A 19,653-nucleotide genomic window follows, 5' to 3' on the forward strand; every position below is an offset into this window, starting at 1 on the left:
GATAGATAGGACGGGAAAATGAAAAAGATTATTAAAGTTGAAGCAGTAGAAAAACATTTTGGAGATCAAGTGATTATTCCACCTCTTTCTTTAGACATTAAAGAAGGAGAATTTTTAACAATTCTTGGACCGAGTGGTTGTGGAAAAACAACGTTACTTCGTATGATTGCAGGTTTTGAAACTCCTACAAAAGGTAACCTTTTACTTGATGAAGAAAGAATCAATGACTTGCCGCCTTATAAGCGTCATATGAACTTAGTGTTCCAGCATTATGCATTGTTTCCACATATGACGGTGGAGAAAAATATTTGTTTTGGTATGAAGATGCAAAAAGTATCAGCGGCAGAACAAAAAGAGCGTGCAGAAGAAGCGATGCGTTTAACGCAGTTACTTGAATTCCGTAATCGTAAGCCTGCTAAGCTTTCTGGTGGACAACAGCAGCGTGTTGCAATTGCAAGAGCAATCGTAAATAATCCGCGTGTATTATTACTAGATGAGCCACTTGGAGCACTTGATTTTAAGTTAAGAAAAGATTTACAACGTGAGTTGAAAAACTTACAGCGTAATTTAGGAATTACGTTTATATATGTAACGCACGATCAAGAAGAAGCAATGAGCATGAGTGATCGTATTGTCGTTATGAATAAAGGGCATATCGAGCAGATCGGAACGCCAAAGGAAATTTATAAAGTGCCAAAAACAATGTTTGTCGCGACATTCATTGGTGAAAATAATATTATAAAGAATGGGGAAAACTACGTAGCAGTTCGCCCTGAAAATGTGAAAATACGTTCGGTTGAAGAACCAATTTTAAAAGAATACCATCTTGGACATATTGAAGATATCGAGTTTGTTGGAAATATGGAGAAGCTTTATGTACGTGATGAAAAAACAGCAGAACTATTAATGGCATACCAAACTGCAGAGGGAGCAGCGCAGTGGAGTATTGGGGATAATGTATACGTAGGCTGGGAGCAAGAGGATGAGGTGACCTTAAATTGAAAAAAGGGAAACTACTCGCATTACCTACAGTTACATGGTTACTAATCTTCTTTTTAATTCCGCTTGTATTCGTATTAGCATTTGCGTTCTTGCAGCGCGGGGCATATGGAACAGTGGAGATGCAATTTACGTTAGATAATATATCTCGTGTGTTTGATCCCTTGTATATGAACACATTATGGGAAACAGTGAAAATTGCAGTGATCACAACAGTACTTTGCTTACTCATTGGTTACCCGTTTGCATATACAATTACAATTGTTGATCGTAAATATCGTTCGATTTTACTATTATTAGCAACGATTCCGTTCTGGATTAACTTTCTTGTGCGCTCGTATGCATGGATTGTTATTTTACGTTCACAAGGGCTTGTAAATACAGTATTACTAAAGTTAGGCGTTATTAATGAGCCACTAAATTTACTGTATAATACACCATCTGTAGTATTAGGAATGGTATATTCTTTACTGCCATTTATGATTTTACCAGTGTACGCAGCAATTGAGCAGCTAGATAAACGTAAATTAGAAGCAGCATATGATTTAGGAGCAACACCGATGAAAGCGTTTTGGAATGTAACATTACCAATGACAATGTCAGGGGTTGCTACTGGTTCGATTTTAGTATTTGTTTCATCTATTGGAATGTTTGTTGTATCAGACGTTATGGGTGGATCAAAGGTAGCGTTAATCGGAAACGTTATTCAAAACCAATTCTTAGGTGCACGTGATTGGCCATTTGGATCAGCGTTATCCATTATTGTCGTTCTGTTCTCTGTTCTGTTAATTTACTTATATTATCGTGCAACGAAAGTATATAAATACGGAAACGGAGGGGAATAGACAAAGATGAAGAAGTTTTTAGTCTCTTATTCTTGGTTAATTTTATTGTTCTTGTATTTTCCAATGATGGTTCTCATGGTATATTCTTTTAACGATTCTCGTATTAACGCGGAATGGGAAGGATTTACGTTCCATTGGTATACTGATTTATTTCAAAAGCAAGATGTTATTGATGCATTTGTAAATAGTATTACAATCGCGATTGTGACGACAATTGTGACAACGGTTCTTGGTGTGATTTTCGCTGTTGCATTACATCGTTATAAATATCGTTTTGAAGGGGCAATTAACGGTCTCGTATATTTACCAATTTTAATTCCTGATATTTTAATGGGATTATCTTTACTTATTTTATTTAGTCAACTTGGCATTGAACTTGGACAAGCAACCATTATTATTGCCCATATTACATTTAGTATTTCATTCGTTGTTGTCATTTTAGCAGCACGTCTTTCTGGAATGGGCCGCGATTTAGAAGAAGCAGCGAATGATTTAGGAGCAACTCCGTGGCAAACGTTTCGTTATATTACGCTTCCTGGAATTGCACCGGGTATTATTTCAGCGGCATTATTAACATTCACACTATCAATCGATGATTTTGTGATTAGTTTCTTCGTATCCGGTCCAGGATCAACAACATTGCCATTATACATTTATAGTATGGTGAAGCGCGGAATATCACCTGAAATTAATGCTCTTTCTACAATTTTAATTGTTGTAATTGTTGGATTAATGGTTGCATCAGAGATCTTCCGTAAAAAAGGTGCAGATGGTGAAGAAAACTCCGGAGGACATCTTCCGCTATAACATAGAGAACAAATTATAAAGAAAGAGGAGGTAATTCATCAATGAAATGGATGAAAACAGTAGCTGGTGCAGCGATTAGCTTCAGCCTTGTTGCCGGCCTATTAGCTGGGTGTGGTGAGAAGAAGGAAGAGCTAAACATTTATAGCTGGGCTGATAATTTTGATGAAGAAGTAATAAAAGATTTTGAAAAGAAATATAATGTCAAAGTTAATTATGATAAATACGCAAGTAACGAAGAAATGCTTGCGAAATTGCAAGCTGGCGGTGCAAAATATGATTTGATTCAACCGTCAGACTACATGGTTAAAACGATGGCAAAAATGGATTTACTAGAGCCATTGGATAAAAAGAACATTCCAAATGTAAAAAATCTTGTTTCAAACTTTAAAACACCTCCATTTGATCCAGAGAATAAGTACTCGCTTGTATACACTTGGGGTGTAACAGGAATTGCTTACAATAAAAAGCACGTAAAAGAAGCACCAACAAGTTGGAATGACCTATGGAATGAGAAATATAAAGGCCATGTTACTTTATTAAATGATTCTCGTGAAGTATTAGGAATGGGTCTGAAAAAGAATGGATTTTCAAATAGCACACAAAATGATGCTGAATTGAAGACAGCAGCTACTGATCTGCAAAAGTTACTTCCTAACTTACTTGCGTTTGATACAGATAATATTAAACAAAAATTTATTACAGAGGACGCTTGGATTGGGACAGTCTGGTCTGGAGATGCAGCGTTCATTGCAAAAGATAATAAAGATATAGAGTATGTCGTTCCAAAAGAAGGCGGTACAATTTGGGCGGATACATTAGCAATTCCAAAAGGCGCGAAACATAAAGAACTTGCAGAGAAGTTTATGAACTACTTAATGGATGAAAAAGTAAGTGTGAAAAACTATGAATCCATTGGATATAGTAATCCAAATGAAAAAGCATGGGAACTTCACAGTAAAGAGTATCGTAATAACCACATGATTTTCTTATCGAAAGACGAGTTGGCCCGTACAGAGTGGCTTGTTGATGTAGATAATAAATTAAAAGAGTATGATCGTTACTGGACGGAGTTAAAAACAAAAGGCGAATAAGTACCAAAAATGCGGTTTCTGAATAGAAATCGCATTTTTTCATAATAGGAGGAAAAGGTTTGAAAAGAAAATTACATCGATATGAGCTCGCTTGTATCATCTTGTTGTTTGTTGAATTTGCTCTCATTGCTTGGAGGATACAAGCAGGTGGTGTGACAACAATTGATTCATATGTGAAAGGGCTTGTAAGAGGATTACAAACAGAAAGTTCACTTTCATTTTTTTCATATTTTACAAAATTGGGATCTGCAATTGGAATTATAGGTACGCTTACGCTTAGTCTTTTCGTTTTTTGGAAGAAGCGCTATTATGTGGCAATGGTTGTTTATCCTATGGCTGTACTAATCACACATCTTGTGAATAAAGGAATAAAAGAAATAGTGAAAAGAGATCGTCCGAGTTTAAATGAAGCGTTTGATGCCCTTGGATATAGTTTTCCAAGCGGCCATGCAATGCTATCAATGGTTACGTATGGATTTCTCGCTTATATCATTGCTGCAAACGTAAAAAATGTGGCTGGGAAAGTTGTTATTACGATTGCGATGGCATTGTTAATCATATGGATTGGATTAAGCAGAATTATTTTATCTGTACATTATCCGACTGATATTTTAGCTGGCTATTGTTTAAGCGGTATGTTATTAATTATTGCTATTTATTTTCATCGTTTGCTTTCTGAGCGATTTGGAACAAATCAAGAAAGATAAAAAACATCCGGAAATTCCTAGAGTACTGGAATTTTTGGATGTTTTTTATTCAGCTATTTGTGGGCAGTAAAAGCGTGATTGATCAGGGCTAATAATCGGTGAGGAATGAAGAAAAAACCTACTGATTAAAGTTTCACTTTATATTATGTTATGCCATTGACTATGGTAAGATGTGCTAAAATATAGTGAGATTCACTAATTATATAAAGTAGGTGAAGATGTGTGAAGACAAATGTACATAAAATAGATAACTGGGGGAAACTAGGTACTTTTTTTTATCGATTTCGTTATACAGTCATTGCTTCATTAGTCGTGTTAGCAATATCACTCGGTATTTTCGCACCAAAACTTCCAGGGGTATTAGGAGGCGATGGTTTTCAAACAAAAGGAGACTATCAAACGACAAAAGCAATTTTAGATAAGGATTTTAAACAGTCTCAAGATGCGCTCCTTCTCGTTTTTCAGAAGAATAAAGGAGTTTCAAACCAGGATTTTCAAAAACGAATAGAAGAAATTATAACAAAAATTCAAAAGAAAGAAACATATGATTCATTCCATCATCCATTAGAAAATAAAGAAATGTTACAAGATGATATTGCGTATGCGACGATTTTATTTTCCGGGAAAACAAGTAAAGAACGGAATGAAAAGACATTAAAATTTGCAAAAGAAATAAAAAAGGAAAGTAACGATACGTTGAAAGTATCACCAACAGGTTTTCCAAAGATTAATGAAGAAATTAATGAACGCACACAAAATGATTTGAAAGTAGCAGAAATGATTGGACTGCCAATTGCTTTTCTTGTATTACTATTTTCATTTGGTAGCTTGCTCGCTTCCATCTTGCCGATTTTAAATGGGGCACTTAGTGTTATTAGTACAATGGGAATTTTATATTTTATCGGTGTAGATAAAGAATTATCTATTTTTGTATTAAATGTTGCACCGATGATTGGGCTTGCTTTATCAATTGATTTTGCATTGTTATTTGTGAATCGGTTTCGTGAGGAAGTGGCACATCGTACAGTAAAAGAGGCAATAGCTGTTACGTATCAAACAGCGGGTCGTGCGATTGTATTTTCAGGATTATGTGTATTTGTAGGTTTATCCGGTTTGTTTTTCTTTGAAATTGATTATATTCAGTCTGTTGCGATTAGCGGGATGATTGTTGTTGTGATGAGTATTTTATTTTCACTTACACTTCTTCCAGCCTTGCTATCGTTAATAGGAAAGCGATTACTGAAAAAGAAACAAACTGCACCTCGCACTTCCAATATGTGGCGTAAGTTTGCTCAATTTGTAATGAAGCATCCTATTATGATGATTGTCGTTGTTACAATGTTTATTCTCATCTGTTTGTTACCGCTTCGTACTGCCAATCTTCAATTTCCTGGTGTAGAAGCATTGCCAGAGAAAAGTGATACGCGAATGGCATATGAGAGATATGAAGAGGCATTTAATAAAATTGTGAAAACGCATGCTGATGTTACCTTGGTACTAGAGACGAAGCAGAAAATAACTGAGAAAGATAGTCTACAAAAGATAGAAGGTATTATTCAGAAGCTGGAAAAAGATAAGCATGTATACAAAGTAAAGAGTTTGTATAGTGAGCTAAATGGAATGACAGCGGAACAGATTGCTACATTATTACAATCACCTCAGCGAACACAAATAACACCTGTATTTGATGCTTATACAAAAGGAAATAAAACAACCATTCAAATTTTCTTAGACACAAAGCCTAAAGCGGAGACTGCGAAGCAATGGGTTCGTGATTTTAAAGACACCTATAAAGATGATGGTATTACATATTATTTAGGTGGTATGACAACATTTCAACAAGAGCTAGAGGATGAAATTAAAGATAAAGTTGTGATTGGTATGTCTGTCATATTCGGCTCTACTTTCTGTATTTTATTATTTGCATTCCGTTCTATACTCATTCCAATTAAGGCGATTGTGATGAATATACTTAGTTTAAGTGCAACAATTGGAATTGTGATTTGGCTATTTGAAGGTGGACATTTTGGATTAGAAGCAAGCTCAGTTTTATTCGTGCTACCGATTTTTATATTCGGTCTTGTATTCGGCTTAAGCATGGATTATGAAGTGTTTCTTATTTCTCGTATCCATGAATTGTATGAAGAGACAGGAGATAATGATGTGGCAACGTTAGAAGGGCTTGTATCAACAAGCCGTATTATTACATCAGCTGCTCTTATTATGATTGTTGTAACAGGAGCATTCGCCTTTACTGATATTTTACCAGTAAAGCAGATGGGGCTTGGTGTAGCACTTGCTATTTTTCTTGATGCAACGATTATTCGGCTTATGCTTGTGCCAAGTTTAATGAAAATGTTCGGAGATTGGAATTGGTGGCTGCCGTTTCGAAAGAAAAAAGTAAAATCATTAGATTGAAAAAAATGTTCATCTTGCAGAAAGGTCACTGGAAAACGAAAGTTTTTCAGTGGCCTTTTGTTGATCTATAAGACTTTCCGTATATATTTATTTTAATTTACTGGTATATCAATCGCGGCTAGGAATACAAAAGTAGATCGCTTCTCATTTCCTACCGTTGTTCTCACAAGGTATGGAACGAAAAAAGGCAATAACCGCCTCTACATGATCGGATGCTCTCCCATCCAAAAAGAAAAGTTTTTAGCAGTTTCTCTTATAGATGAGTGCTTTTTTTATGAATAGCATTGTCCACTTTTTGCAAATAGTATGTGGTAAGGACAATACATATAAAAGCAGGTGAAGACAATGTTTCGTTATTTTAAATTTAAGTTAAATGATACTGTACAGTTTGCAGAAAATGATGGGCACATGTATCGCATTGTCGGCTATAGACTCGAAAAAGGATTTTACCCAAAAGATGAATGGACTCATATTATTTATGAATTACTGAGAGAATTTGATGGGTATACAATGGATGCTGAAGAAGAAGAACTTGTGAAAGTCATTCAAGTAGAGGAAGAATATTATAAAATACATGAGATGTCCGGTTATCGATATCCAGTGAAAATGAAATCGAAGCCAAAAGTTTCTAAGGAAGAAACAATAGATAATTTACTGGATGCTTACAACGACTATAGGCGATTAGCAGACTTTTTTAAAGATTTATCTTATGAGCAAAAAGCAGAAGAAATGTTACAAGAAATTAAGAAATTACGTGCTTAGAGGGCAGTCTATTATGTAGACTGTCTTTTGTTTTAAACGATGCATTATCAATCATTTTCCGTTACAATAATAGAATCAATAGAAATAAGGTGGATAAAGCATGGAAATGAAAAGAAAGGGAGAATGGTGTGAAATTACCGTTCCAACTAAATGGAGCGGAATGAGCATTGATTCCTTGTTAAAAGAAGAGTGGAGCGTCCCAAAAAAGCTATTACATCAACTTCGTATGGAAAAAGGCATTATCGTCAATGGAGAACGAAAAGGGTGGAGTGAATCTTTACAAGAAGGGGATAAATTGCAAGTTCATATGTTTATCCAGGAGGAGTATGGTGTCCAGCCAGAGTTCGGTGATTTAGAAGTGATATTTGAAGACGATCATGTATTAATTGTAAATAAACCTGCGCACATGGATACGCATCCTTCTAGCAAAGGTGGAACAGGAACACTTGCAAATCTTGTTGCTTTTCATTTACAAATGCAAGGTGTAGAGACGAAAGTACGTCATATTCATCGATTAGATAAAGATACAACGGGTGGTGTTGTATTTGCGAAACACGCGATCGCGGGTGCTATTATGGATCGATTGTTAATGGAACGTAAAATTAAAAGAACATATTTGGCATTGGTAGAAGGAAAAGTAAAAAAGAAGCAAGGAAGGATTGACGCAGCGATTGGAAGAGATCGACATCATGCAACGAGGCGCCGTGTGTCTCCAAAGGGTGATCATGCGGTAACACATTATAAGGTAGAGGGATATTTTAAAAACAAAGATGTGACGCTTGTAACATTACAATTAGAGACAGGAAGAACTCATCAAATTCGCGTTCATATGAGTCATAGTGGTCATCCGTTAATTGGCGATACGTTGTATGGTGGACAATCCACATATATGTCAAGTCAAGCCTTACATGCTATGCGGATTGCTTTTTTACATCCTATTACAAAAGAAGAGATCACAGTAGAGGTTCCGCTTCCAAATCATTTAAATAGCATTCTGAAATCTTTCCAAAAATAGAACAAGTAAAGTTTTTTTGTTTAGTTGAGAAAGATATTTTTTGCAGGAAATTTTTTGTGAAAATAGAAGCCGTAAATAGAAAAGAGAGGTGAAAATTACTTGGTAAGATATAAATATATGATAGGTATATTTCTTGCTTGTTTTCTATTTACGTTGCTTCTATCTCCATATTTACCGAATTATCTAGCGGTGCACTGGAATCAGGATGGTGAACCAAATGAATATGCAAGGAAACAAGTTGTTATGTTATTTATTCCCTGCCTTATTATTTGTCTTCATGGCCTGTTGTATATCATTTCACATTACGTATATAAGTTCAATGAGAATGATCGCAATATTGTGATGAGATTTAAAGAGAATGTATCTCTATTTTTATTATTTATTCATATGCTTATTCTTGTCATTGGTATCGGAATCGATATACCATTTCAAATTGGCCTTATAATAGGAATTAGTGCGTTTCTTTTTATGGTTAGCAAAGGATTTAAAAAAGGAAGAAAAAAAGAAGAGGAGCCGATTGTGTTACAGAAAATACGTTTGTTTAGTCAACGTATATTTCAATACATGTCGCTTATCATATTAATTTGTTTGTTTTTGAAACTACAATGGGGATTTTATCTACTAATTGGTGTGATTAGCTGTGGATCTATTTCTTTTATGTTTTGTATTTTGTATTCATATATACTAGAAAATTATGAAATATAAAAGGAGTCTTCCGTAACAGGAGATTCCTTTTATATAAATCTATTTTGACTTATCTTTTAACATATCAGTTGCGGCTATGAAGCACACAAGGAGCCCTGCATTCATTGTCTCCTTGCGATTTCACATGACATGGAACAACAAAAAAGGATCCGACCGCTTCTATGTGCAGCCGAATCCTCTCCCCTCTAAAAAGAAAGGTTTTTATTTATATTACTTCGTAATAAATTGTTGTGTCCAGTAGTTTCCGCTTTCCACATAGCCAACACCGATGTGAGTGAAACCGCTATTTAAAATATTTGCACGGTGACCTTCACTATTCATCCAAGCTTGTACAACTTCTTCAGGTGTACGTTGACCTTGCGCGATGTTTTCACCAGCAGATTTATAAGAAATACCAAACTTCTTCATCATATCGAATGGAGATCCGTATGTTGGGCTATTATGATCGAAGTAGTTATTTTTTTGCATATCTTCAGATTTGATACGTGCAACTTTGCTTAATTCAGCGTCAACTTTTAATGCTGGTAAACCTTGTTTTGCACGCTCAGCATTTGTTAAATCAACAACGCGTTGTTCAAATTCGCTTAAAGAACCTTTTGCTTCTTCAGCAGGCTTGTTTTCAGCCGGTTTTTGTGTTTCGTTGTTGTTTGTATTGTTGTTATTTTCAGCAGGCTTTTGAGCCTCTGGTTTTGTTGTTTCTTCAGCAGGTTTGTTTTCAGCTGGTTTTTGTTCTACAGGTTTAGTAGTTTCAATTGGTTGCTGACCAGGAATGAAGCAGTTCCCTTGCTGGAATTGTACTTGATTCCATTGTGCTAGAGATTTAATTCCCATAGATTGTAAGAAAGATTGTAATTCTTGTTGATTCATATGTTGCATAACAACTTTAGTTTGCTGAACATTTTGAACCTTCATTGTAGATGGTTGCATTGTTGCTGCTTCCGCACTAAGAGTAGATGCTCCGAATGTGAATGCAGTTGCTGCTGCGACAGATAATAAAACACGTTTTTTCATGACATGTGTCCCCCTATATAAAAGTTTTGTAACTGTTCTTACACAGATTTGTTTTTAACAGCCTGTCTGACTGACAAATTCATCGTAGCATACAAATTGCCGGAAAAAAGATGGAAAAAAATACATAGACTATAAAATTTCCTATTTTATCCTAGATTTAAATATGGGGTGAACTGAGAGAAAACTAGATTGTAAAAGGAATTTTCAGCATTTTCAGCCTCAGTTATAAATGCATTATTTTGGGTATAATTACCTTTTGGAGAAAGAGAGAAACCATTCCCATCAAGGGTTTTAGTATTTTTTTGAGGAATATAATGGATGCTTTTTAACAAAGCTGTAATCTTTTTGTTGTTCTTTTTTTATATACGGTAACATATTTTTAATCTTGTAGCGCATAAAAAAGCGGCTATCTCTTTACATAGAAGAAGGAGATAGCCGTTTTCATATTGTTACATATATTACGAATTGTATTCAATTGCTTCTAATAATAAGTCTACAATGTAAATGCCTCTCATTTTATGCGAGAGTTTTCCCCGTTCAATACCGAGTTTCATTTGTAGTAATCATCCTAGATTTGCAGTGACAATTGTTGCTCCGTTTTGCAAGCTCTTTTGCGCCACTTTTTCCCCAGCATGATCGTGCAGTGCCCCGTAACAACTTTTCTCTTTAGGAATTACTGGAGGAGTTTCATCGTAGCGTTCTTTGTTTCCAAAAACATCGTATTCATTAAACAACTAGTAATGGTACCTTGTATATTAATAATGATACTATTTTCAGTAATTAGTCTTCAAACCTCACGGATAATTTTGTTTGCTAAGTCAGGAAAAGCATAATTTCTACACCTTTATTTTTATTTGTTGTACATTATATATACAGTTTCATAAAATAGGAAGATTTCACACTTTCCTCACAAATATTTGCTATTTTACAATTATAACGAAATCATTTATAGATGGAGGGAATCTTTTGAAGAAATACTTTTTTCTGCTATGTTTTTTGTTTCTATTAGCAGGATGTCAGGGGAATTCATATACACCGATTGCTAAAAATAAAAATATCATCATAACAACAAATATTAAAGAAGGTAGCGTTAGTTTTATTGATGAAAAGTCGAAAAAGACAGTAACAACATGGGAATTAAAAGAACCTATTACAGGAATTGCAATGCTTCCAGGCGGAGACGAGATGCTTGTGTATGGTAAACAATTAGAAGATATATATGTCTACTCGTTAGCAGAAGGAAAGCAAATTAGAAAATGGAAAACAGGGAAAGGGATTACAAATGTTTTAGTATCAAATGATGGAAAACAATTATTTATGGCTGATCAAAATGAACAAAAAGTACGTTTCTTTACGGTAAATGGAAAAGAGACCGGGAGTGTTTCTGTAGGGAAAGGTCCACTAACAATGGTGCAAAATGATAAACAGCTACATGTATTGAATTTTTATGACACACAGCTATCTACAATCGATTTAGAAAAAAAGAAGGTTATACAATCTTTTATGGTACCACCAGCATCAACAGGGGCAATGGTTAGTAGCGATGGAAAGGAGATCTGGATTGGTGGACATGGTGATGGAAAGCAAGTGAATGAGAAAGTCTTAGTTTATTCATTAAGTAATGGAGAGATGATTCGTTCTTTACATGCACCATTTATGCCGGTTAGTCTTGTAGGGGATGAAAAGTTTGTATATACATTAAGTCATGGATCAAATACCTTAAGAAAATTTGATACACAAACTTATCAAGAAGTAGGAGCTCTTGAGGTAGGAGCTAATCCGTTTTCTTTTTTGAAGAGTAAGAAAGAGGGATATGTAGCTAGCTATGATAGTAATGAAGTGTATGTAATTGATATTCAAAAAATGAAGGTGAAACAAACGATTGCAGTTGGCAAGGGACCGTTTCAACTAACGCAGCGAGAAGGGGGAGGAAAATGAATAAACATAAGGTGTTACTTGTAGATGATGAAAGTGATATGAGACAACTTGTTGGCATGTATTTAGATAATTTCGGATATGAATGGGGAGAAGCAGAGAATGGAAAAGATGCCCTTCATATGCTTGATACAGAGCATTATGACTTTGTTATTTTAGATATTATGATGCCGGAGATGGATGGTATTTCAGTCTGTAAAGAAATCCGAAAATCATCGGATGTACCGATTATTTTTTTAACAGCAAAAGGTGAAGAATGGAATCGCGTCAATGGTTTACGGATGGGAGCAGACGATTATATTGTGAAGCCGTTTAGTCCCGGTGAACTCATTGCTCGTATGGAAGCTGTATTAAGACGATATACGAAACGTGAGCAACAAGAAGAACTTCAATTCGGTCCAATCGTTATTAATGAAAAAAGCCGGCGGATTGAGACGGAAGGGGAATCTATTTCTCTGACTGTAAAAGAGTTTGATTTACTTTATTTTCTTTGTCAGCATAGTGGACAAGTGTTTAGCCGTGAGCAATTGCTTGAAAAAGTATGGGGATATGATTATGCAGGAAGTACGAGAACGGTAGATACACATGTGAAAACGATGCGTTTAAAACTTGGAGAAAGTGGAAACTACATTCAAACGGTCTGGGGTGTAGGTTATAAATTTGAGGTGTAACATGTTTACGATGGTACAAAAGCTTTGGCTTACGGTAGTATGTGCAGTATGTGTAACAGTTTCTTTTCTTTATTTCGTGTCCTTATATTCATATGAAAAGTTATATGTTCAAAACATTGAAGATTCATTAGTAATGGAAGGAAAAAGACTTGTATCTCAATATAAAAAGGAAGAAGGTACGTTAGCGTTTGGAGAAAAAGTTCAAGCATTTGATCATATTGCGAGTGCGGATGTACTTTTTGTGAGCAATCCTCGTGATTTAAGTGCTTGTTTACCTTTTGATGTACATCATCATTCTCTTATTAGTGAGAATGATAGACAAACATTGTTAGATGGAAAGACAGTTACAAAAGTTGGATATGAAGAACATTTTGATCGGAATATTATGGGGGTTGTCATTCCAGTTTTAGAAGGTAAGAAATTAGTTGGTATTGTGTACTCATATATTCCATTAAAGAGTATTAAAGATTTAATATACGATATGGGACTGATTTTAGCTCCATTAGCTTTCGTTATGATTTTACTTACAGTTTGGATTGGTAGAAAAATTATTATTACGATTACAAAGCCTCTTTCACAAATGGAACGAGTTGCGAATCATATGGCAACGGGAGATTTTTCTGAACGTATTACTATTTCGTCGGAAGATGAAATAGGTCGTTTAGGAAAAGCATTTAATAAAATGGCAAATTCATTGGAAATGGAAGATACAAAGCGCAAGGAATTTTTAGCAAATGTTTCTCATGAACTGCGGACGCCGCTCAGTTATATTAAGGGGTATAGTGAAGCGATATTGGATGGCGTTGCAAAGGGACAACAACAGTCAAAATTTACACAGCTCATTCATAAAGAAGCTGGTCGTATGCAACGTCTTGTTCATGATTTGTTAGATTTGGCGCAACTTGAAGGAGATCATTTTCCATTAAAAAAACAACCGATTGTGTTTGCACAGCTTATTGAAGATGTGTTAGAAACGTATGAATTAAAATGTATAGAAAAACGGTTGTATATTTCAAAGGATCTTGATCCTGATATTATTGTGATGATCGATGAAGACAGAATGCAACAAGTACTTCATAACTTGCTAGACAATGCGATTCGATATACAAATCAAGATGGTAACATCTCTATACAATTGAAGAAAAAAGATAGGCAGTGTGAATTGAAAATACAAGATACCGGAATTGGTATTGATGCTGAACATTTAGAGCAGCTTGGCGGACGTTTCTATCGGGTGGATAAAGCGAGAAGTCGTCAGCATGGCGGGACGGGCCTTGGCCTTGCGATTGTCAAACAAATTGTGCATATCCATGGTGGAGAGTGGCGAGTTGAAAGTGAAAAAGGAAAAGGAACGACAGTTATTATAAACTTATATGTAAATGAAGAAGAAAGTATGTTTTAAGTAAAGCATGCTTCTTTTTTATCAAGTTATTTGTGAGTAGTGGAGTTTCTACTGGCGATAGTCTACTTTATTTAGATGCTATATAAATAGGAAATAAAGGCGAATCATATAGGAGAAATACCAGATATAAACTATTACTGGTTGAAATATCCATTAATTGGATACCTATAACAAAAATTTGGCGATTTTATGAACAAAACATTTGTACTTCTTACTAATTCGTTCTAAAATAGTTATGGATGCTATCTTATTTAAGCGTTTGAATTGTTGTTTGGATGATACTGAGGTGATTTAACTGGAGTACAAATCTATCAAACCGAAAAAAATTTACGAAGAGGTATCTGAAGCCATTTTAACAATGATAAAAAATGGTACATTAAAACCTGGTGACAAACTTCTTCCTGTTCATCAATTAGCTGAGCAGTTTCAAGTTGGCAGATCTGCGATTCGTGAAGCATTAAGTGCCTTGCGAGCGATGGGCTTAATTGAGATGAAACAAGGAGAAGGAACATATGTGAAGAACTTCGATTCTTCTGCATTAACAAAACCTTTAAATAACATGTTGTTAATGAAGAAGGAAGATATTTTAAATTTATTGGAAGTGCGAAAAGTGCTTGAAGTAGGGGCAGTTCGAGCGGCAGCAACAAAACGTACAGAAGATAATTTAAAAAATATGAAGCATTGGTTAGATGAAATGGAAAAAAGTATTGGGAATGAAAGAGCTGGTGAAAAAGCGGACTTTCATTTTCATATGGAAATTGCAAAGTCTTCAGATAACAACATCTTGCTCGAACTTATGAATCATGTTTCGGAAATGATTGCTGAGACGATTGGTGAATCGAGACGCATTATTTTATATGGTGAACAAACAACAGCAGAACGACTTTTAGAAGAGCATCAAGTTATTTACGATGCGGTATTGAAACAAGATGTAGAATCTGCACAACAAGCAATGCTGGATCATTTAACAAATGTAGAGCATATTGTCACAGGTAAACAAGATATAAATTCGTGATTTAGTCTTTCGAAATTTCATTTTTCTGATAAAATAGAGGAAGATTGAGTAAGCGTTTTCTTTTAGGGAGAGGGTCAGGTAGGTCGATTATGCCTAGCTTCTTCTTTCTATCAAGTCATCTGATGACCATATGATTGTTAATGAAGTTGTAATGAGGGGGAATTATAATTATGAAAGTTACTTTGTTTGTTACTTGCTTAGTCGATATGTTTGAAACAAATGTCGGTAAAGCAACAGTTGAATTGTTGGAGCGTTTAGGTTGTGAAATTGAATTTCCAGAAGCTCAGGTTTGCTGTGGACAACCAGCTTATAATAGCGGTCATGTAGAAGCAGCAAAAGAAGCGATGAAGCACATGATTGAGACTTTCGAAGATGCAGAGTATATCGTAACTCCATCTGGTTCTTGTGCGACAATGTTTCATGAGTATCCACACGTTTTTAAAGATGATCCAAAATGGGCACCTCGTGCACAAAAAGTAGCAGATCATACATATGAATTAACACAATTTATTGTAGATGTGTTAAAAGTTACAGATGTTGGAGCTAGCTTAGAAGGAACAGCAACTGTTCATAAATCTTGCCATATGACACGCATGCTTGGAGTAAAGGAAGCACCAGGAATTTTACTATCAAATGTAAAAGGATTAACTGTAAAAGAATTACCAAACGCACAAAATTGTTGTGGTTTTGGGGGAACGTTTTCAGTTAAGATGACACCAATTTCTGAGCAAATGGTAGATGAGAAAGTGAATAGTGTAATGGAAACGGGTGCTGATTATTTAATCGGTGCTGACTGTGGGTGTTTGTTAAACATTGGCGGACGTATTGAGCGCTTAGGTAAGGAAGTAAAGGTAATGCATATTGCTGAGGTATTGAATAGTCGCTCATAAAGGGGGAACATAAGCTATGTCTATGAAAATCAGTGAGAAAAAATTTAATGATCGCGTTGGCGATGGAATTCAAGATTCATTTATGCGTGGGGCAGTATCTTCTGCACAAACACGTTTATATACAAATCGATTAAAAGCAGCCGATGAATTAGGAAACTGGGAAGAATGGCGTGAACTTGGTGAACAAATTCGTCAGCATACGTTAGAAAATCTAGACTACTACTTAATGCAACTAAGTGAAAATGTATCTAAAAGAGGTGGTCATGTTTTCTTTGCGAAAACAAAAGAAGAAGCAGCCAAATACATTCAAGAGGTAGCAAAACAGAAACAAGCAAAAAAAGTTGTAAAATCAAAGTCGATGGTAACAGAAGAAATTAGTATGAACCATGCGCTTGAAGAGATTGGTTGTGAAGTGTTAGAGAGTGACTTAGGTGAGTACATTCTGCAAGTGGATAACGATCCACCATCTCATATCATCGCACCGGCACTTCATAAAAACAGAACGCAAATTCGTGACGTATTTAAAGAGAAGCTTGGATATGAAAATTCTGATGATCCATATGAAATGACAAAGTTTGTTCGTAAACAACTTCGTGAAAAATTTATGGATGCTGAAATTGGAGTAACGGGATGTAACTTTGCAGTTGCAAATACAGGTTCTCTTTGTTTAGTAACAAACGAAGGAAATGCTGACCTTGTTATGTCTATTCCAAAAACACAAATTGCAGTAATGGGTATGGAACGTATGGTTCCAACTATGGAAGAACTAGATGTCCTTGTTGGTTTACTATGCCGCAGTGCAGTTGGGCAAAAATTAACAAGTTATGTAACGGTAGCAGGACCAATTCAAGAAGAAGAAGTAGATGGACCAGAGGAGTTCCATTTAGTTGTTGTAGATAATGGACGATCTCAAATTCTTGGGTCTGAATTCCGTCAAGTCTTGCAATGTATTCGTTGTGCAGCTTGCGTAAACGTATGTCCTGTATATCGTCATGTTGGTGGGCATTCTTATGGATCCATCTATTCTGGTCCAATTGGAGCAGTATTAACACCACTTTTAGGTGGCTATGACGATTATAAAGAACTTCCGTATGCTTCTAGTTTATGTGGGGCATGTACAGAAGCTTGTCCAGTAAAAATTCCATTGCATGACTTGTTATTAAAACATCGCCAAGTCATTGTTGAGAAAGAAGGACGAGCACCACTTGCAGAAAAACTAGCAATGAAGATGTTTAGTATGGGTGCCTCTTCAGCAGCTTTATATAAAATGGGATCGAAAATGGCTCCGACAGCAATGAGTCCATTTACGGCTGGTAATCGTGTAACGAAGGGTGTAGGGCCGTTGAAAAACTGGACGGATATTCGTGAGTTTCCAGCTCCAAGTAAGGAAAGATTCCGTGATTGGTATAAAGATCACAAGAAAGGCGGGAACGACTGATGGCAGGGACAATTCAAAACCGTGATTCTTTTTTAGAGAACATTGCAAAAGAACTTGGACGTGCTCGTAAAACAGAAGGCGTACAGCGTCCAGTGTGGAAAAATAATGTGAACGTAGAAACGTTGAAAGATTATTCAGAGGAAGAATTGCTAGAAGTATTCAAAAAACAATGTACAAACATTCATACGACTGTAATTGAAACAACAAAAGATGAACTAAGTACAGCGATTCAAAAGATAATTGTGGAAAACGGCGGTGGACCTATTTTATTATCGCAGGACGAACGTTTTGCTACGTACGGTTTGAACTCTTTATTTTCTACAGAGCTCCCAAATCAACATATGGAAGTAAACATTTGGGATCCGGAGAAAAAAGAGGAAAATATTCGTTTGGCTGAAAAAGCAAATATCGGTATTGCCTTTAGTGATTACACATTGGCGGAATCTGGTACAATTGTTGTGCAAAGTCATAAAGGTCAAGGTCGTTCTTTACATTTCTTACCTACGGTTTATTTTGCGATTATCCCACGTGAAACAATCGTACCACGTATTACACAAGCAGTTCAGGATATGAACACGCGTGTAGAGAATGGGGAAGCAGTAGCTTCTTGTATCAATTTCATTACAGGTCCAAGTAACTCAGCTGATATTGAAATGAATCTTGTTGTAGGTGTACACGGACCATTAAAAGCATATTATTTTGTGGTGTAAAATGGAGGAAAGCAGGCTAAGAAATGGCCTGCTTTTTTATTGGAACAAAGATAATGTGAAATGGAAGTATCGTACTCTTTCTGTTATATTTTTTGGGGGAAAGGGGAGGCTGATATGACATTTTATTTATATGCTTTTTTAATTGGAACGGTGCTCGGTTCTTTTTATACGGTTGTAGCAGTGCGTATTCCTATTGGACAATCGATTATTGCTCCGCGTTCTTATTGTCACTATTGTCGCCATACGCTAGGGGCGAAAGAACTTATTCCAATTATTTCATTTTGTTTGCAAAGAGGTTGCTGCTTTCATTGTAAAATGAAAATACCCTTTACGTATACATTGTTTGAGGGGATAACAGGGGTAGCATTTCTTTTTTCTGCGTGCGTAATTGGAATGGATGAGGAACTAATTCTTATATGGACGTTACTTTCTTTACTTATTATTATTACGATGACAGATTTATTCTATATGTTGATTCCAGATGTGGTTTTAGTCTGTTTTACGTGTTTATTTTTAATAGAGCATATTTTTATTTCGCTCGTTCCTTGGTGGGATAGCTTAATAGGCGGAGGGACGATATTAATTGTATTATATTTGGTTCAAATCATATTTCCAAATGGACTTGGAGGAGGCGATGTGAAATTACTTTCGTTACTTGGATTTATAATAGGGGCGAAGGCAATTTGTATTACGCTTTGTTTTGCTTCTATTTTGAGCCTTTGCTTTTTTGGAATTGGTATCTTGCTAAAGCGTATAACACCAAGACAACCAGTGCCATTTGGACCGTTTATTGCACTTGGAACAGTATGTTATTTGGCTATGATATATTGGAGATAAAGTGAAAACGTAATCAGCGGGGTATAAATAGCGGGTGAAAGGAGAAGGAGAAAATGAACGTGTATATGGATGATCAAAGACCTAGTCCTTTCGGGTATGTTTTAGTAACAACGGTAGAAGCTGCTCTGAAAATTGTTAGAGAATATGATGTGAGTCTCTTATCTCTCGACTACAATATGGGATGGCGTCAGAAAAATGGTTTAGATTTTTTAGAAGTTTTTTGCATGGAAGGTCTTCATGTAAAGGAAATTCATTTACATACAAATGATTCAATTGGTATGCAGTACATGTTAGAGCAGATAAATAAAGGAAAAGAAGCGGGAGATATTTCTTCAAGTATACAAGTGAAATGTACTGGAAGTTAAAAAAGTTCCAAGGAAACCCGAGGAACTTTT

At 35.7% G+C, this 19,653-nt stretch carries 19 protein-coding genes and 1 pseudogene; 18 read left to right on the forward strand and 2 right to left on the reverse strand.

What is annotated here, in order from left to right; all coding sequences use genetic code 11:
- Positions 1 to 18: 18 nt before the first annotated feature.
- From potA to BLV40_RS13350, 9 genes are all read left to right on the forward strand, one after another.
- On the forward strand, positions 19 to 1,002 hold the full coding sequence (potA, locus tag BLV40_RS13310) for a spermidine/putrescine ABC transporter ATP-binding protein PotA (protein ID WP_090690830.1): 984 nt from the start codon (positions 19 to 21) through the stop codon (positions 1,000 to 1,002).
- The gene (locus BLV40_RS13315) at positions 999 to 1,844 is read left to right on the forward strand and encodes an ABC transporter permease (RefSeq protein WP_026591403.1); all 846 of its coding nucleotides are present in this window, start codon (positions 999 to 1,001) and stop codon (positions 1,842 to 1,844) included. Before potA ends, BLV40_RS13315 begins: the two co-directional genes overlap by 4 nt.
- Before the next feature lie 6 nt (positions 1,845 to 1,850).
- On the forward strand, positions 1,851 to 2,651 hold the full coding sequence (potC, locus tag BLV40_RS13320; protein ID WP_090690832.1) for a spermidine/putrescine ABC transporter permease PotC: 801 nt from the start codon (positions 1,851 to 1,853) through the stop codon (positions 2,649 to 2,651).
- Positions 2,652 to 2,692: 41 nt separating this feature from the next.
- The gene (locus BLV40_RS13325) at positions 2,693 to 3,742 is read left to right on the forward strand and encodes a polyamine ABC transporter substrate-binding protein (protein WP_026591401.1); all 1,050 of its coding nucleotides are present in this window, start codon (positions 2,693 to 2,695) and stop codon (positions 3,740 to 3,742) included.
- A 59-nt stretch (positions 3,743 to 3,801) separates the two neighbouring features.
- The gene (locus BLV40_RS13330; protein WP_090690835.1) at positions 3,802 to 4,449 is read left to right on the forward strand and encodes a phosphatase PAP2 family protein; all 648 of its coding nucleotides are present in this window, start codon (positions 3,802 to 3,804) and stop codon (positions 4,447 to 4,449) included.
- 222 nt (positions 4,450 to 4,671) lie between these two features.
- Positions 4,672 to 6,867: an MMPL family transporter gene (locus BLV40_RS13335; protein WP_090690838.1), complete on the forward strand. Its 2,196-nt coding sequence runs from the start codon at positions 4,672 to 4,674 to the stop codon at positions 6,865 to 6,867.
- A 345-nt stretch (positions 6,868 to 7,212) separates the two neighbouring features.
- Complete coding sequence (locus BLV40_RS13340; RefSeq protein WP_026591398.1) at positions 7,213 to 7,629, forward strand: hypothetical protein; 417 nt, start codon at positions 7,213 to 7,215, stop codon at positions 7,627 to 7,629.
- A 100-nt stretch (positions 7,630 to 7,729) separates the two neighbouring features.
- Positions 7,730 to 8,644: an RluA family pseudouridine synthase gene (locus BLV40_RS13345; protein WP_090690842.1), complete on the forward strand. Its 915-nt coding sequence runs from the start codon at positions 7,730 to 7,732 to the stop codon at positions 8,642 to 8,644.
- A gap of 99 nt (positions 8,645 to 8,743) precedes the next feature.
- Positions 8,744 to 9,349 carry a DUF1648 domain-containing protein gene (locus BLV40_RS13350; RefSeq protein ID WP_090690845.1) on the forward strand — a complete coding sequence of 202 codons (606 nt, stop codon included), beginning with the start codon at positions 8,744 to 8,746 and terminating at the stop codon, positions 9,347 to 9,349.
- Positions 9,350 to 9,559: 210 nt separating this feature from the next.
- On the opposite strand, the gene BLV40_RS13355 is transcribed toward BLV40_RS13350, so the two are convergent.
- Both BLV40_RS13355 and BLV40_RS13360 read right to left on the reverse strand, forming a co-directional pair.
- Positions 9,560 to 10,360 carry a CAP domain-containing protein gene (locus BLV40_RS13355; RefSeq protein WP_026591395.1) on the reverse strand — a complete coding sequence of 267 codons (801 nt, stop codon included), beginning with the start codon at positions 10,358 to 10,360 and terminating at the stop codon, positions 9,560 to 9,562.
- 458 nt (positions 10,361 to 10,818) lie between these two features.
- Positions 10,819 to 11,099: pseudogene (locus BLV40_RS13360) on the reverse strand (hypothetical protein); the annotation flags it as partial.
- Between the two features lie 227 nt (positions 11,100 to 11,326).
- Between BLV40_RS13360 and BLV40_RS13365 the strand changes: the two are divergent.
- The 9 genes from BLV40_RS13365 (at position 11,327) to BLV40_RS13405 (ending at position 19,623) form a co-directional block, all read left to right on the forward strand.
- Positions 11,327 to 12,298, forward strand: a complete 972-nt coding sequence (locus BLV40_RS13365; RefSeq protein WP_090690848.1) for a lipoprotein — start codon at positions 11,327 to 11,329, stop codon at positions 12,296 to 12,298.
- Entirely contained in the window at positions 12,295 to 12,966 is a 672-nt protein-coding gene (locus BLV40_RS13370) for a response regulator transcription factor (RefSeq protein WP_026591393.1), read from the forward strand. Before BLV40_RS13365 ends, BLV40_RS13370 begins: the two co-directional genes overlap by 4 nt.
- 1 nt (position 12,967) lies before the next feature.
- The gene (locus BLV40_RS13375) at positions 12,968 to 14,368 is read left to right on the forward strand and encodes a sensor histidine kinase (RefSeq protein WP_090690850.1); all 1,401 of its coding nucleotides are present in this window, start codon (positions 12,968 to 12,970) and stop codon (positions 14,366 to 14,368) included.
- 325 nt (positions 14,369 to 14,693) lie between these two features.
- A complete protein-coding gene (locus BLV40_RS13380) occupies positions 14,694 to 15,383 on the forward strand; it encodes a FadR/GntR family transcriptional regulator (RefSeq protein WP_255259962.1) in 690 nt (229 codons plus the stop codon).
- 170 nt (positions 15,384 to 15,553) lie between these two features.
- Positions 15,554 to 16,273, forward strand: coding sequence for a (Fe-S)-binding protein (locus BLV40_RS13385; protein WP_026591390.1), 720 nt, complete (start codon positions 15,554 to 15,556; stop codon positions 16,271 to 16,273).
- Positions 16,274 to 16,289: 16 nt separating this feature from the next.
- On the forward strand, positions 16,290 to 17,711 hold the full coding sequence (locus BLV40_RS13390; protein WP_090690853.1) for a LutB/LldF family L-lactate oxidation iron-sulfur protein: 1,422 nt from the start codon (positions 16,290 to 16,292) through the stop codon (positions 17,709 to 17,711).
- Positions 17,711 to 18,421 carry a LutC/YkgG family protein gene (locus BLV40_RS13395; protein WP_090690856.1) on the forward strand — a complete coding sequence of 237 codons (711 nt, stop codon included), beginning with the start codon at positions 17,711 to 17,713 and terminating at the stop codon, positions 18,419 to 18,421. Before BLV40_RS13390 ends, BLV40_RS13395 begins: the two co-directional genes overlap by 1 nt.
- Before the next feature lie 114 nt (positions 18,422 to 18,535).
- A complete protein-coding gene (locus tag BLV40_RS13400; protein WP_090690858.1) occupies positions 18,536 to 19,258 on the forward strand; it encodes a prepilin peptidase in 723 nt (240 codons plus the stop codon).
- Between the two features lie 53 nt (positions 19,259 to 19,311).
- A complete protein-coding gene (locus BLV40_RS13405; protein ID WP_090690860.1) occupies positions 19,312 to 19,623 on the forward strand; it encodes a cyclic-phosphate processing receiver domain-containing protein in 312 nt (103 codons plus the stop codon).
- Positions 19,624 to 19,653: the final 30 nt, after the last annotated feature.

This window comes from Bacillus sp. 166amftsu (assembly GCF_900107445.1).
GTDB classification, from domain to species: domain Bacteria; phylum Bacillota; class Bacilli; order Bacillales; family Bacillaceae_G; genus Bacillus_A; species Bacillus_A arachidis.